General features: G+C 59.6%; 13 protein-coding genes. 11 read left to right on the top strand and 2 right to left on the bottom strand.

Annotated elements, in window-relative coordinates:
• Positions 1-129: 129 nt before the first annotated feature.
• The 9 genes from argA (at position 130) to HX821_RS03875 (ending at position 9,300) form a co-directional block, all read left to right on the top strand.
• Positions 130-1,428: an amino-acid N-acetyltransferase gene (gene argA / locus HX821_RS03915; RefSeq protein WP_003213914.1), complete on the top strand. Its 1,299-nt coding sequence runs from the start codon at positions 130-132 to the stop codon at positions 1,426-1,428.
• A 592-nt stretch (positions 1,429-2,020) separates the two neighbouring features.
• A complete protein-coding gene (locus tag HX821_RS03910; RefSeq protein ID WP_003213912.1) occupies positions 2,021-3,379 on the top strand; it encodes an OprD family porin in 1,359 nt (452 codons plus the stop codon).
• Between the two features lie 273 nt (positions 3,380-3,652).
• On the top strand, positions 3,653-4,291 hold the full coding sequence (locus HX821_RS03905; protein ID WP_033897560.1) for a peroxiredoxin: 639 nt from the start codon (positions 3,653-3,655) through the stop codon (positions 4,289-4,291).
• 317 nt (positions 4,292-4,608) lie between these two features.
• Positions 4,609-5,202 carry an NADPH-dependent FMN reductase gene (ssuE, locus tag HX821_RS03900; protein WP_003213909.1) on the top strand — a complete coding sequence of 198 codons (594 nt, stop codon included), beginning with the start codon at positions 4,609-4,611 and terminating at the stop codon, positions 5,200-5,202.
• A gap of 109 nt (positions 5,203-5,311) precedes the next feature.
• Positions 5,312-6,280 (top strand): sulfonate ABC transporter substrate-binding protein, encoded by a 969-nt coding sequence (locus HX821_RS03895; RefSeq protein WP_003213907.1) that lies wholly within the window; start codon positions 5,312-5,314, stop codon positions 6,278-6,280.
• Between the two features lie 25 nt (positions 6,281-6,305).
• Complete coding sequence (gene ssuD, locus HX821_RS03890; RefSeq protein WP_003213905.1) at positions 6,306-7,454, top strand: FMNH2-dependent alkanesulfonate monooxygenase; 1,149 nt, start codon at positions 6,306-6,308, stop codon at positions 7,452-7,454.
• Positions 7,455-7,463: 9 nt separating this feature from the next.
• Positions 7,464-8,252 (top strand): aliphatic sulfonate ABC transporter permease SsuC, encoded by a 789-nt coding sequence (gene ssuC / locus HX821_RS03885; RefSeq protein ID WP_008438905.1) that lies wholly within the window; start codon positions 7,464-7,466, stop codon positions 8,250-8,252.
• Positions 8,249-9,055 carry an aliphatic sulfonates ABC transporter ATP-binding protein gene (gene ssuB, locus HX821_RS03880; RefSeq protein WP_177035318.1) on the top strand — a complete coding sequence of 269 codons (807 nt, stop codon included), beginning with the start codon at positions 8,249-8,251 and terminating at the stop codon, positions 9,053-9,055. Before ssuC ends, ssuB begins: the two co-directional genes overlap by 4 nt.
• Before the next feature lie 29 nt (positions 9,056-9,084).
• Positions 9,085-9,300, top strand: a complete 216-nt coding sequence (locus tag HX821_RS03875; RefSeq protein ID WP_003213899.1) for a molybdopterin-binding protein — start codon at positions 9,085-9,087, stop codon at positions 9,298-9,300.
• 171 nt (positions 9,301-9,471) lie between these two features.
• Here HX821_RS03875 and HX821_RS03870 read toward each other — a convergent pair whose 3' ends face one another.
• The gene (locus HX821_RS03870) at positions 9,472-10,110 is read right to left on the bottom strand and encodes a TetR/AcrR family transcriptional regulator (RefSeq protein ID WP_003213896.1); all 639 of its coding nucleotides are present in this window, start codon (positions 10,108-10,110) and stop codon (positions 9,472-9,474) included.
• Positions 10,111-10,362: 252 nt separating this feature from the next.
• On the bottom strand, positions 10,363-11,739 hold the full coding sequence (locus tag HX821_RS03865) for a glutamine synthetase family protein (protein WP_003213894.1): 1,377 nt from the start codon (positions 11,737-11,739) through the stop codon (positions 10,363-10,365).
• A 278-nt stretch (positions 11,740-12,017) separates the two neighbouring features.
• On the opposite strand from HX821_RS03865, the gene HX821_RS03860 reads away from it, so the two are divergent.
• Together HX821_RS03860 and HX821_RS03855 are read left to right on the top strand one after the other, a co-directional pair.
• Entirely contained in the window at positions 12,018-12,797 is a 780-nt protein-coding gene (locus tag HX821_RS03860; protein WP_003213893.1) for a gamma-glutamyl-gamma-aminobutyrate hydrolase family protein, read from the top strand.
• 39 nt (positions 12,798-12,836) lie between these two features.
• Entirely contained in the window at positions 12,837-14,195 is a 1,359-nt protein-coding gene (locus HX821_RS03855) for a glutamine synthetase family protein (RefSeq protein ID WP_003213891.1), read from the top strand.
• Positions 14,196-14,218: the final 23 nt, after the last annotated feature.

Raw genomic sequence — 14,218 nt, 5'->3', positions numbered from 1 at the left:
CCTGCCCATCCGTACATAGAAGGAGAGCGAGCGTGTCGCCAAGCCTGTTCCGACGATAACCAACAGCCCGCTGTGCGTTTTTGCGATTCATCCATTTTTGGCTGCTTTTTATTACAGGCCCAGGTTTTTATGCCCGAATACGTCAATTGGCTTCGTCACGCTTCGCCTTACATCAATGCCCACCGGGATTGCACTTTTGTCGTCATGCTGCCGGGCGATGGTGTAGAGCACCCGAACTTCGGCAATATCGTCCACGACCTGGTGCTGCTCCACAGCCTGGGCGTGCGACTGGTGCTGGTCCACGGTTCGCGCCCGCAAATTGAAACCCGCCTCGCCGCCCGCGGCCTGACCCCGGCTTACCACGAAGGCTTGCGCATCACCGATGCCGCAACGCTGGAGTGCGTGATCGATGCGGTCGGCCATCTGCGCATTGCTATCGAAGCGCGCTTGTCCATGGACATGGCGTCCTCGCCGATGCAGGGCTCGCGCCTGCGGGTGGCCAGCGGCAACCTGGTGACGGCGCGCCCGATCGGTGTGCTTGAAGGCGTCGACTATCACCACACCGGCGAAGTGCGCCGGGTCGACCGCAAGGGCATCAACCGCCTGCTGGACGAGCGCTCCATCGTGCTGCTGTCGCCGCTGGGCTACTCGCCTACCGGCGAAATCTTCAACCTCGCCTGTGAAGACGTCGCCACCCGCGCGGCCATCGACCTGGGCGCGGACAAGTTGCTGCTGTTCGGTGCCGATCTCGGCCTGATCGACGAGCACGGCCGCCTGGTGCGTGAATTGCGGCCGCAACAGGTGCCCGCGCACCTGCAACGCCTGGGCAACAACTACCAGGCCGAATTGCTGGACGCGGCCGCCGAGGCTTGCCGGGGCGGCGTAGGGCGCAGCCACATTGTCAGTTATGCCGAAGACGGCGCCTTGCTGACCGAGCTGTTCACCCGGGATGGCGGCGGTACGCTGGTGGCCCAGGAACAGTTCGAACTGGTGCGCGAAGCGGCGATTGAAGACGTCGGCGGGTTGCTGGACCTGATCAGCCCGCTGGAAGAGCAGGGGATTCTGGTGCGTCGTTCCCGGGAAGTGCTGGAGCGGGAAATCGAGCAGTTCAGCGTGGTGGAACGTGAAGGCATGATCATCGCCTGTGCGGCGCTGTATCAGATCGCCGACTCCGACGCAGGCGAGCTGGCGTGCCTGGCCGTGAACCCGGAGTACCGTCATGGCGGTCGCGGTGACGAGCTGCTGGAGCGCATCGAGACCCGTGCCCGGGCCCAGGGTTTGAAGACGCTCTTCGTGCTGACGACCCGTACCGCCCACTGGTTCCGCGAACGTGGTTTTGTGCCGAGCACGGTGGATCGCCTGCCGTCGGCGCGGGCGTCGTTATACAACTATCAGCGTAATTCGAAGATTTTCGAAAAGGCGTTGTAAGGCTAAGGGGCGAGGGGGCAATCCTCTCGCCTGTCACTTTGGCGAGTCGTGCTCCTCGGCGGACGCATCGGCCCTGAACACAGGGTTTGCCAATTTATACATATAACTGACATCAAAGTGACATTATCACCGGGTACGGTGAGGTGGATTGCTGGGACGGCAGAAAAGTTTCATCGATACAAAAACTGTAACAAATTGACGGAATGATGTGCGTTTGGCCATGATGGCGTCGCGTTTTTGATCGTGAGTGACGTATGACCCCGTTTGGTCAACACAAAACGATCTAAAAAAGCGCAAAGACATACTCTTTCGGAAAACGCTTATGGAGCGGCATCGCCTGTCGGCTTGACCGTCCCATGGAAAGCGTTATTCCTGAATGGTATGAAAAAGGACGAAACAATTCTTTTTGGGTGTATGAAAAACTCATTACCCTGCAAGGACCAAATTAACTGCGGTTAGACGAAAGTAGTAGACACACAAGGTTACGATTGACTTGTCAGTCACTATCCGGTGCTAATCGCGCATCTGTGGATCGAGGGCGTCAGACCCGAGACCTAAGAAATACAAAAATTAGAAATGAGAGGAGCGGTACATGAAGAAGTCAACATTGGCGTTGGCCGTAGCTTTGGGGGCAATCGCCCAACAAGCAGGCGCCGCTGGTTTTATCGATGACAGCAAGATCACGCTGGGCGTACGTAACTTTTACATCAACACCGACAACCGCGATCTGAAGCCATCGGCTACCTCGAACACCCGCAGCAAAAACGCTGAATGGGGTCAGGGTTTCGACCTGCGTTTCATCTCGGGTTTTACCCAAGGTACTGTGGGCTTCGGTCTTGACGCCATCGGCCTGTACGGCGTGCGTCTGGATTCCAGCCGCGCTGATCACGGTAACTACACTGGTACTGCTTCCGGCGGCACCGTGTTCCCAAGTGATGGCAACAAGGCCGTTCACGATTTCGCCAGCCTGGGCGTGACCGGTAAGGTCAAGATCTCCCAAACCGTGCTGAAGATCGGTACCTTGCAGCCGAACAACCCGGTGATCAAGACCAACGACGGTCGTCTGTTGCCACAAACCTTCCAGGGCGGCGAGATCTCTTCGAACGAGTTCAAGGACCTGACCCTGACTGCTGGTCAGATCGAGCACTCCAAAGGCCGTAACTCCAGCAACAATGAAGGTCTGTCCCTGGCCGGTGCCAACGGCAGCTCGAACTACGACGCTGGTAACTTCGTCAACAAGTTCTACTACGCCGGTGCTGACTACAAAATCAACAAAGACCTGACCGCTTCGTACTACTTCGGCGAGCTGAAGGATTTCTACTCTCAGAACTTCCTGGGCCTGGTCCACAACTGGGCGATCGGTCCTGGCGTCCTGAAAAGTGACCTGCGCTACTACCGCAGCCGTGACAACGGTGCCAACGGTGATACTGCCGGTTACTACACCTCCGGCTACTACTCGGATCATCCGACCAACGCCACCAAGGTCAAAGGTAAGGTCGACAACGACCTGTACAGCTACCTGGCGCTGTACTCGGTTGCCGGTCACACCTTCGGTGCTGGCTACCAGTACACCAAGGGCGACAGCGACTTCCCTTGGCTGAACCAAGGTGACGGCTCGTCTAACAGCACCATCACCGACATGCAAATCCAGAAGTTTGCCCGTGCTGGCGAACGTACCTGGCAAGCTCGCTACGCCTATGACTTCGCCAAGATCGGCGTACCTGGCCTGACTGCCGGTGTGGTTTACCTCAAGGGTAGCAACATCGACACCACCGTCGGCGAGCGTAACGAGTGGGAACGCGACCTGACCCTGGCTTACGTTGTTCCAGAAGGTCCGCTGAAAAACCTGGGCGTTGCCTGGAAAAACGCGATGTGGCGTACCGACCTGGCGAACACCCGTTCCCAGGACGAAAACCGCGTAATCCTCAGCTACACCTACGCGTTCAAGTAAGAGCGTAAAACCTTGCCCGGCGCAATGCCGGGCAGGGTGCTTTACTTTTCAAGCCGGGCTCAACCCCCGCAAGCCCGTCCTGAACCCCTCTTTGTACAGCGTCTCAAGGCCTTCTCGAACCTTGAAGCGGATGTTGATCCACGCCCGTTGCCAAGTCCAATGAACAGATTTTTAATATTCCTTTATCGTCTAGATAAATCGATATTTATTCTTTTTAAATAATCCGCGACACAGGCACAGTGGGCTCCATAAGCACTCATCAGGAGCCACACCATGAGCCTCAGACTGGGCGACATCGCCCCCGACTTTGAACAGGATTCCAGCGCCGGCAAGATTCGCTTCCACGAGTGGCTGGGCGATAGCTGGGGCGTGCTGTTTTCCCACCCGGCGGACTTTACCCCGGTGTGCACCACCGAGCTGGGTTTCACCGCCAAGCTCAAGGATGAATTCGCCAAGCGGGGCGTCAAGGCCATTGCGCTGTCGGTGGACCCGGTGGACTCCCACCACAAGTGGATCGAAGACATCAACGAAACCCAGAACACCCTCGTCAACTTCCCGATCCTGGCCGACGCTGACCGCAAGGTCTCCGACCTGTACGACCTGATCCACCCGAATGCCAGTGACACCCTTACCGTGCGTTCGCTGTTCGTGATTGATCCGAACAAAAAGATTCGCCTGACCATCACCTACCCGGCCAGCACCGGTCGCAACTTCCACGAAATCCTGCGGGTGATCGACTCGCTGCAACTGACCGACAACCACAAAGTCGCGACCCCGGCCAACTGGCAGGACGGTGACGAAGTGGTGATCGTGCCGTCGCTCAAGGACGAGGAAGAGATCAAGAAACGCTTTCCGAAGGGTTACCGGGCGGTGAAGCCGTACCTGCGGCTCACCCCTCAACCGAATCGCTGACACACAACCACATGTGGGAGCGGGCTTGCTCGCGAATGCGCACTGTCAGTTGATGCATCTTTGAATGACACACCGCTTTCGCGAGCAAGCCCGCTCCCACACTTGCGCGCATTTCAAGTCTCACATAGCAGGGGTTTTAAGGCCGTTTCGACGGCCTTTTTTTATGCCTGCGATTTAGTCGGCAGCATATGCATTTAAAGAATAAACAAATGAAAAAATAAGATTTATAGATATATAAATTGGCTGATATGGTCTGTCCCATCTTGGCGCCATCGCCACATAGCGAACCGCCGACACTTTCCAAAGGAATTTCCTACATGCTGGTCGTAACACTTGGTGGTAGCCCCAGCCAACGTTCCCGGTCCGGGGTCTTGCTGGATCACACCCGCAACTGGTTGCAGCAACAAGGCGTGGAAGTGGTGAGTTATCAGATACGGGACTTCCCGGCCGAAGACTTGCTGCACGCGCGGTTCGATAGCCCGAAAATCATCGACCTGTTGCAGCAAGTGGCGAACGCCGATGGCCTGGTGATCGCCACGCCGGTGTACAAGGCTTCGTTTTCCGGCGCGCTGAAAACCATCCTCGACTTGCTGCCTGAACGCGCCCTGGCCCACAAAATAGTGTTGCCGATGGCCACCGGCGGCAGCATCGCCCACATGCTCGCGGTGGACTACGCGCTGAAGCCGGTGCTGTCGGCATTGAAAGCCCAGGAATTGCTCCACGGGATTTTCGCTGAAGACAGCCAGATCGCCTACGGCGAAGGCAGCGCCCAGGCGCAACTGGTGCCGGTGCTGGAACAACGCTTGAGCGAGGCCCTGGAGACGTTCTACAGCGCCATGGCCCGCCGCCCGAAACCCCTTGACCCCAATGTGTTGAATGAACGTTTGTTGAGTGCTCGCTGGAGCATTTAAGCCTTACCCAGCTTTACCTGAATTCGACAAGTACTACTCACCTTACTCAGCCGCCAACGGCCAAGCAGGTGCAGCCAACCCCCTAATCGTATATGTTGGAGAGAGCGCCATGCGCACTGTCATCTTGCGTCGTGGTCTGGTCGCACTGTTTGCTGCGGCTGTGTCCTTCGGCGCCATTGTTCAAGCCCAGGCCGCCGAAACCTTGCGGATCGGCTATCAGAAATACGGCACCCTGGTGCTGCTCAAGGCCAAGGGCTCGCTGGAAAAGCGCCTGGCCGAGCAGGGCGTGCAAGTGCAGTGGACCGAGTTTCCCGGCGGCCCGCAGCTGCTGGAAGGATTGAACGTAGGCTCCATCGACTTCGGCGTGACGGGTGAAACCCCGCCAGTGTTCGCCCAGGCTGCCGGTGCCGATCTGCTCTACGTCGCCTATGAACCGCCGGCGCCTACCAGCGAAGCGATCCTGGTACCGAAAGACTCGCCGATCAAATCGGTGCAAGACCTCAAGGGCAAGAAAGTCGTCCTCAATAAAGGCTCCAACGTGCATTACCTGCTGGTACGTGCCCTGGAAGATGCCGGCCTGAAATACACCGACGTGCAGACCGTGTTCCTGCCGCCCGCCGATGCCCGCGCCGCGTTTGAGCGTGGCAGCGTCGATGCCTGGGTGATCTGGGACCCGTACCAGGCAGCCGCCGAGAAGCAACTGCAAGCCCGCACCCTGCGTGACGGCACCGGCATTGCCGACAACCATCAGTTCTACCTGGCCACCAAGCCGTACGCCGAAAAACACCCTGAAGTGATCAAGACGCTGGTGGAAGAAGTCCGCGCCGTGGGCGAATGGTCCAAGGCCAACCCGGAACAAGTCACCGAACAAGTTGCTCCGCTGCTGGGCCTGCCGGCTGACATCACCCTGACCTCGGTAAAACGCCAGGGCTACGGTGCGCAGTTCCTGACGCCTGAAGTGATCGCGGCGCAGCAGAAAATCGCCGACAGCTTCTACCAACTCAAATTGATCCCCAAACCCTTGAGCATCAAGGACGTGATCTGGACACCACCTGCCGCCGTTGCCAAAGCGCCGTAATCCGACTTCTTCAGGAGACAACTCCATGAGCCTCAATATTTTCTGGTTTCTGCCTACCCACGGCGACGGCCATTACCTTGGCACCGCCGAAGGCGCTCGCGCCGTAGACCACGGTTATCTGCAGCAAGTGGCCCAGGCGGCCGACCGCCTTGGCTTCGGCGGGGTACTGATCCCCACCGGCCGCTCCTGCGAGGATTCGTGGCTGGTGGCGGCGTCGCTGATCCCGGTGACCCAACGCTTGAAATTCCTTGTCGCGCTGCGCCCCGGGATCATTTCCCCGACGGTGGCTGCGCGTCAGGCCGCGACCCTGGATCGTCTGTCCGGCGGCCGCGCGTTGTTCAACCTGGTGACCGGTGGAGACCCGGATGAATTGGCCGGCGACGGTTTGTTCCTGAGCCATGAAGAGCGTTACCAGGCGTCGGTGGAGTTCACCCGCATCTGGCGCCGCGTACTGGAAGGCGAGACCGTCGATTACGACGGCCAGCACATCAGCGTCAAAGGCGCCAAGTTGCTCTATCCGCCGATCCAGCAACCGCGCCCGCCGCTGTATTTCGGTGGCTCTTCCGAAGCGGCCCAGGACCTGGCAGCCGAACAAGTGGAAATGGTCCTGACCTGGGGCGAGCCACCGGCCGCGGTGGCGGAAAAGATTGCACAGGTTCGCGCCAAGGCCGCCAAGCTCGGACGTACCCTGCGCTTCGGCATTCGCCTGCATGTGATCGTGCGTGAAACCAACGCCGAAGCCTGGCAGGCCGCCGACAAACTGATCTCCCACGTGGACGATGAAACCATCGCCCGCGCCCAGGCGTCGTTGTCGCGCTTTGATTCCGTAGGCCAGCAACGCATGGCCGCCTTGCACGGCGGCAGTCGCGACAACCTGGAAGTCAGCCCCAACCTGTGGGCGGGCGTAGGCCTGGTACGCGGTGGCGCCGGCACGGCACTGGTGGGCGATGGCCCGACCGTGGCCGCGCGGGTGAAGGAATACGCGGACCTCGGTATCGACACCTTTATCTTCTCCGGCTACCCACACCTGGAAGAGTCGTATCGCGTAGCGGAGTTGCTGTTCCCGCATCTCGACATCGAGCGTCCCGAGTTGCCGAAAGGCGCCGGCTACGTCAGCCCGTTCGGCGAAATGGTCGCCAACGACATTCTTCCCAAAGCTGCGTCCCAGAGCTGAGGCGCCGCCATGAACCTTGAAAAGTTAAGTCATCGATTGGCGCCCTGGGCGCTGCCGATCCTGTTGCTGGCGGTATGGCAGCTGTCCGTCTCGGCCGGCTGGTTGTCGACGCGCATTCTGCCGGCACCCAGCGCGGTGATCGAAGCAGGTGTCAGCCTGGTGCGCAGCGGCGAAATCTGGACCCACCTGGCCATCAGCGGCTGGCGTGCGGGCCTGGGCTTTGTGATCGGCGGCAGCATCGGCCTGACCCTGGGTTTTATTACCGGCCTGTCGACCTGGGGTGAACGCCTGCTGGACAGCTCGGTGCAGATGATCCGCAACGTGCCGCACCTGGCGCTGATCCCGCTGGTGATCCTGTGGTTCGGCATCGACGAGACGGCGAAGATATTCCTGGTCGCCCTCGGCACGCTGTTCCCGATCTATCTCAATACTTACCACGGCATCCGCAACGTCGACCCGGCGCTGGTGGAAATGGCCCGCAGTTATGGCCTGTCCGGTTTCAGCCTGTTTCGCCAAGTGATTTTGCCGGGCGCCTTGCCTTCGATTCTGGTGGGCGTGCGCTTCGCGCTGGGCTTTATGTGGCTGACGTTGATCGTCGCGGAAACCATCTCCGCCAGTTCCGGTATCGGCTACCTGGCGATGAACGCCCGGGAATTCCTGCAGACCGACGTGGTGGTCCTGGCGATCGTGCTTTACGCGGTCCTCGGCAAGCTGGCAGACCTGGCGGCGCGAGGCCTGGAGCGAGTCTGGCTGCGCTGGCACCCGGCTTATCAAGTGAATAAAGGAGGTGCGGCATGACCGCTCAACAACCTCCACGCCTGCTGCGGGGCATTCCCCTGGCGTTGCGCAAGTTGCGCAAGGCTTTCGGTTCGCGGGAAGTGCTGAAGGAAATCGACCTGCATATTCCTGCCGGTCAATTCGTGGCGGTCGTGGGCCGCAGTGGCTGCGGCAAAAGTACCTTGCTGCGCCTGCTGGCCGGGCTGGACAAAGCCAGCGGTGGCGAACTGCTCGCCGGCTCCGCGCCGCTGAGCGAAGCGATTGAAGACACGCGGTTGATGTTCCAGGAAGCGCGCCTGCTGCCGTGGAAAAAGATCATCGACAACGTGGGCCTTGGCCTCAAGGGCAACTGGCGCCCGCAGGCACTGGAAGCGCTGGAAGCGGTCGGCCTGGCCGAGCGCGCCAATGAGTGGCCGGCGGCGTTGTCCGGTGGCCAGAAGCAGCGCGTGGCCCTGGCCCGCGCCCTGATCCACCAACCGCGCCTGTTGCTGCTGGACGAACCGCTGGGGGCGCTGGATGCCCTGACCCGGATCGAGATGCAGCAACTGATCGAGAACCTCTGGCAGAAGCACGGCTTCACCGTGTTGCTGGTGACCCACGACGTCAGCGAAGCCGTGGCCATTGCCGACCGGGTGATTTTGATCGAAGACGGCGAAATCGGCCTCGACCTGCACGTGGAACTCCCACGTCCGCGGGTGCGTGGCTCCCACCGCCTGGCGGCGCTGGAAACCGAAGTGCTTAACCGTGTGTTGTCGCTGCCCGGCACCCCGCCGGAACCCGAGCCTGTTTCACCGCTGCCTACGCAATTGCGTTGGGCTCAATAACTCACTTGTCTTACACAGGAAGAACGACCATGACTATCAAAGCCATCAACGTGCGTAACCAGTTCAAAGGCACCATCAAGGAAATCGTCGAAGGCGACGTGCTGTCGGAAATCGACGTACAGACCGCGTCCGGCATCGTCACTTCCGTGATCACCACCCGCTCGGTGAAAGAGCTGGAACTGGTGATCGGCAGTGAAGTGATTGCCTTCGTGAAATCCACCGAGGTGTCGATCGCCAAGTTGTGATCAATGGTTCGCACAAACCCCGAAGGTGAAAGCCTGTCGGGGTTTTTGTCGTTCTCAAGATTGCTTTCGCGAGCAAGCCCGCTCCCACATTTGACCGAGTTCTACCTTTGGAATACGGTCGAATGTGGGAGCGGGCTTGCTCGCGAAGAGGCCCGGACAGGCAACAAAAAATCAGAGCGCAGCCACCCGCTTGGGCAAGAACGCCGGCAGATAAAGCCCCACATACGCATCAAACACCCGCATGCCTTCCTCGGCCATGCGCGGGGTGATTTGCCCATGCTGATGCACCGAGCGCGCGTAGACGCGGTCGCTCAGTTCCAGGGCCAGGGCAAACACGTCGACATCGGCGGGCAGGCTCGGCACCTCGAAGTGCCGGTTGAACACCTCAAACATCAGGTTTCCCAGCTCCAGGTCGTGCTGGCGGTCGGCCTGTGTCACTTCGGTCAACCCGTGCTGGGCCAGGATCAATTGGCGGGCGGCGGCGTCGTTGCTGTAGATGCTGAGCATGCGCTGCTCCACCACGCAGGACAGGTCGCGCCAGTGCTTGAGTGAATCATGATCGATGGGCGCCTGAATGGCCGCGCGAAAGGCCGCATGAACGTCAGCGGTCAGCGCCTCCAGCAACGCCGGCACGCTGGCGAAGAAGTGATACACCGATGACGGTGGAATCTGCGCCCGCTCGGCCACGCTGTAGATCGACAGGCTGGCCACGCCTTCGGCGGCCAGCAAGGTGCGGGCGGCATCGAGGATCGCGTCGATCCGGGCCTGGCTGCGGGCGCGGGGTTTGCGAGGAGTGGCAGGGCGATTCATTGAAGTCTCCTACAGGGCAGCGGGCATTGTACGCAGAGCCAGTGGATGATCCATACCCTGTGGCGAGGGAGCTTGCTCCCGCTGGACTGCGCAGCAGGCCCAAGACCTGCACCTCGGTTCCGCCTGAAAGAACCCGGTGTTCTTATTGGGGCCGCTTCGCAGCCCGGCGGGAGCAGGCTCCCTCGCCACAACAGCCATAAAAAAACGCCGTAGGCCAAAGGCCTGCGGCGTTCTTTTTAGCCCGGCAACCGCTTACACGGTATGCAGGTACCAGTTGTACTCAAGGTCGGAGATGGAGTGTTCGAACTCCTCCAGCTCACTTTCCTTACAGGCGACGAAGATATCGATGTATTTAGGATCGATGTACTTGGCCATCACCTCGCTGTCGTCCAACTCGCGCAGTGCATCACGCAGGTTGTTCGGCAGGCTCTGTTCGTTCTGCTCGTAGCTGTTGCCTTCCACCGGTGCGCCAGGCTCGATCTTGTTGGTCAGGCCGTGATGCACGCCCGCCAATACCGAAGCCATCAGCAGGTAAGGGTTGGCATCAGCCCCGGCCACACGGTGTTCGATACGTACGGCGTCGGACGAGCCGGTCGGTACGCGAATCGCCACGGTGCGGTTATCCAGGCCCCAGCACGGCGAGTTCGGCACGTAGAACTGTGCGCCGAAACGACGGTAGGAGTTGACGTTAGGGCACAGGAACGCCATTTGGGCGGGTAGGGTCTCCAGCACACCGCCGATCGCGTGACGCAATGCGGCGTTCTGCTCGGGATCCTCGCTGGCAAAGATGTTCTTGCCGTCCTTGTCCAGGATCGAAATGTGCACGTGTAGGCCGTTGCCTGCCTGGCCCGGGTAAGGCTTGGCCATGAAGGTGGTGTCCATCTCATGGTCGTAGGCGATGTTCTTGATCAAGCGCTTGAGCAGTACCGCGTAGTCGCAGGCCTTTATAGGGTCGGCAACGTGGTGCAGGTTCACTTCGAACTGCGCCGGGGCACTTTCCTTGACGATGGCGTCGGCAGGGATGCCTTGCTCTTTTGCACCTTCCAGAATGTCCTGGAGGCAGTCGACGTATTCGTCGAGGTCGTCGATCAGGTAGACCTGTGTCGAGTGCGGGCGTTTGCCGGAGATCGGCGAGCGGGGCGGTTGTGGCCGGCCATTCACGTTCTCCTGGTCAATCAGGTAGAACTCCAGCTCGAATGCGGCGCAGATGGTCAGACCGAGGTCGTCAAATTTGCTTACAACTTGGCGGAGTACTTCGCGAGGATCGGCGAAGAAAGGTTCACCTTCGAGTTCGTGCATGGTCATCAGCAGTTGCGCGGTTGGGCGCTTTTGCCAGGGTTCATTGCACAGGGTGTCGGGGATTGGATAACAGATTCGGTCAGCATCACCGATGTCCAGACCCAGGCCGGTGCTTTCCACCGTTGAGCCGTTGATATCCAGGGCAAATAGAGAGGCAGGCAGGTTAATGCCCTTCTCGTAAACCTTGTGGAGGCTGGTGCGTTCGATGCGCTTGCCGCGCACCACACCATTCATATCCGCAATTAGAAGGTCTACGTACAGAACCTCAGGATGATCCTTAAGGAACGCGTTCGCTTCGTTAAGCTGAACGGCACGCGGGGGTACCGACATGATGCAACACCTTTGTTGTTAAAAATATCAATCATTGATCTCTTCGGGTTTCAGTCAACCCGAACGGCATGCCGAAGTCAAGCGAGGCCTTTTTTGCCCTAAAAAAGCGCCATGAGGGCTTTTTTGGGGCTTTTTGGGGCAATTTTTTGGGATTGGGGCTCTTGGAACCAGCACGTTTGAGCGGGCCGTGTTGTATTTTTTACGGGGGTGTTGTGTAAAAAAATGAACAAGGCTAAGCTCGATTCAAACCCATAACAGCAATAATACCGGGGTGCTTCATGTCTCGCCTGCCGTTAATCGGCGTCACCGCCTGCTCCAAACAGGTCGGTCTGCATGCTTATCACATCAGTGGCGACAAATACGTCCGTGCAGTGGCCACCGCTGCCAAGGGCTTGCCGTTGATTATTCCGTCCCTGGCGGATCTGCTCGACCCGGCCAATATTCTTGACGGCCTGGACGGCATTCTATTTACCGGCTCACCTTCCAATATCGAACCCTTTCACTACGACGGTCCGGCCAGCGCGCCCGGGACTGCTCATGATTCTGCACGGGACCAAACCACCCTGCCGCTGCTGCGTGCAGCCATAGCGGCCGGTGTTCCGGTACTGGGGATTTGCCGTGGCTTCCAGGAAATGAACGTGGCGTTTGGCGGTAGCCTGCACCAGAAGGTTCATGAAGTGCCGGGCATGATGGATCACCGCGAAGACGACACCCAGCCGCTGGACATCCAGTACGGCCCGGCACATCCGGTAACCATCTCCCCGAATGGGGTATTGGCAAGCCTGGGCTTGCCGTCGACGATCCAGGTCAACTCGATTCATTCACAGGGCATTGATCGCCTGGCGGCCGGTTTCCAGGTCGAGGCCACCGCGCCGGATGGCCTGATCGAAGGCTTTTCAGTGCCCGCGGGCAAGGCTTTTGCTTTAGGAGTGCAATGGCACCCCGAATGGCAGGTAAGCTCTAACCCGCACTACCTCGCAATCTTCCAGGCATTTGGCAATGCCTGTCGAAAGCGGGTGATGCAACGCGACGCGGATGCTGCGTCAACTTACGCCTGACCTTTAATGGATGTCAGGAAACACAGCCCAGAGGCATTTATGAGTAACAACCTCGACCAGCTCACCGATTGGTTGAAAGACCACAAGATCACAGAAGTCGAATGCATGATTGGCGACCTCACCGGCATCACCCGGGGCAAGATCTCGCCGACCAACAAGTTCATCGCCGAAAAAGGCATGCGCCTGCCCGAAAGCGTTCTGTTGCAGACCGTGACCGGCGACTATGTCGAAGACGACATCTATTACGAATTGCTCGACCCGGCCGACATCGACATGATCTGCCGCCCGGACGAGAACGCGGTGTACCTCGTGCCCTGGGCCATAGAGCCTACGGCCCAGGTGATCCACGACACCTACGACAAGCAAGGCAACCCGATCGAGCTGTCGCCGCGCAACGTGCTCAAGAAAGTCCTCAAGCTCTACGCCGACAAGGGCTGGCAGCCCATCGTGGCGCCGGAGATGGAGTTCTACCTGACCAAGCGCTGCGAAGACCCGGACTTCCCGCTGCAACCGCCGATTGGCCGTTCCGGTCGCCCGGAAACCGGCCGCCAGTCCTTCTCTATAGAGGCGGCCAACGAATTCGACCCGTTGTTCGAAGACGTCTACGACTGGTGCGAGCTGCAGGAGCTGGACCTCGACACGCTGATCCACGAAGACGGCACGGCGCAGATGGAAATCAACTTCCGTCACGGCGACGCACTGTCCCTGGCCGACCAGATCCTGGTGTTCAAGCGCACCATGCGCGAAGCGGCGCTCAAGCACGACGTGGCGGCCACCTTCATGGCCAAGCCCATGACCGGCGAGCCCGGCAGTGCAATGCACCTGCACCAGAGCATCATCGATATCGCCACCGGCAAGAACGTGTTCTCCAATGAAGACGGGACCAAGAGCGAGCTGTTCCTGCACCACATCGGCGGCCTGCAGAAATTCATCCCCGAGCTGTTGCCGCTGTTCGCCCCTAACGTCAACTCGTTCCGCCGCTTCCTGCCCGACACCTCGGCGCCGGTCAACGTGGAGTGGGGCGAAGAGAACCGCACCGTTGGCCTGCGGGTTCCGGACGCCGGCCCACAAAACCGTCGGGTGGAAAACCGCCTGCCCGGTGCCGACGCCAACCCGTACCTGGCGATCGCTGCCAGCCTGCTGTGTGGCTACATCGGCATGGTCGAAGGCATCAGCCCAAGCGCGCCGGTGGTGGGCCGTGGTTACGAGCGCCGCAACCTGCGCCTGCCGCTGACCATCGAAGACGCCCTGGAACGCATGGAAAACAGCAAGACCATCGAGAAATACCTGGGTCACAAATTCATCACAGGCTACGTCGCGGTCAAGCGGGCCGAGCATGAAAACTTCAAGCGCGTGATCAGTTCGTGGGAGCGGGAATTCCTGCTCTTCGCCGTCTGATGCGCCGGGCGCGCCCTTCAAAC

The sequence above is a fragment of the Pseudomonas sp. B6001 genome, from assembly GCF_013386015.1.
In the GTDB taxonomy this organism is placed as follows: domain Bacteria; phylum Pseudomonadota; class Gammaproteobacteria; order Pseudomonadales; family Pseudomonadaceae; genus Aquipseudomonas.
Note: the sequence above shows the minus strand (reverse complement) of the source record. Positions and strands in the feature narration are given on the sequence as shown.

What these genes read in the sequence shown, in the direction of transcription:
- argA (WP_003213914.1), top strand. Translation starts at nt 130, where the DNA reads ATGCCCGAATACGTCAATTGGCTTCGTCACGCTTCGCCTTACATCAAT.
- HX821_RS03910 (WP_003213912.1), top strand. Translation starts at nt 2,021, where the DNA reads ATGAAGAAGTCAACATTGGCGTTGGCCGTAGCTTTGGGGGCAATCGCC.
- HX821_RS03905 (WP_033897560.1), top strand. Translation starts at nt 3,653, where the DNA reads ATGAGCCTCAGACTGGGCGACATCGCCCCCGACTTTGAACAGGATTCC.
- ssuE (WP_003213909.1), top strand. Translation starts at nt 4,609, where the DNA reads ATGCTGGTCGTAACACTTGGTGGTAGCCCCAGCCAACGTTCCCGGTCC.
- HX821_RS03895 (WP_003213907.1), top strand. Translation starts at nt 5,312, where the DNA reads ATGCGCACTGTCATCTTGCGTCGTGGTCTGGTCGCACTGTTTGCTGCG.
- ssuD (WP_003213905.1), top strand. Translation starts at nt 6,306, where the DNA reads ATGAGCCTCAATATTTTCTGGTTTCTGCCTACCCACGGCGACGGCCAT.
- ssuC (WP_008438905.1), top strand. Translation starts at nt 7,464, where the DNA reads ATGAACCTTGAAAAGTTAAGTCATCGATTGGCGCCCTGGGCGCTGCCG.
- ssuB (WP_177035318.1), top strand. Translation starts at nt 8,249, where the DNA reads ATGACCGCTCAACAACCTCCACGCCTGCTGCGGGGCATTCCCCTGGCG.
- HX821_RS03875 (WP_003213899.1), top strand. Translation starts at nt 9,085, where the DNA reads ATGACTATCAAAGCCATCAACGTGCGTAACCAGTTCAAAGGCACCATC.
- HX821_RS03870 (WP_003213896.1), bottom strand. Translation starts at nt 10,110, where the DNA reads ATGAATCGCCCTGCCACTCCTCGCAAACCCCGCGCCCGCAGCCAGGCC.
- HX821_RS03865 (WP_003213894.1), bottom strand. Translation starts at nt 11,739, where the DNA reads ATGTCGGTACCCCCGCGTGCCGTTCAGCTTAACGAAGCGAACGCGTTC.
- HX821_RS03860 (WP_003213893.1), top strand. Translation starts at nt 12,018, where the DNA reads ATGTCTCGCCTGCCGTTAATCGGCGTCACCGCCTGCTCCAAACAGGTC.
- HX821_RS03855 (WP_003213891.1), top strand. Translation starts at nt 12,837, where the DNA reads ATGAGTAACAACCTCGACCAGCTCACCGATTGGTTGAAAGACCACAAG.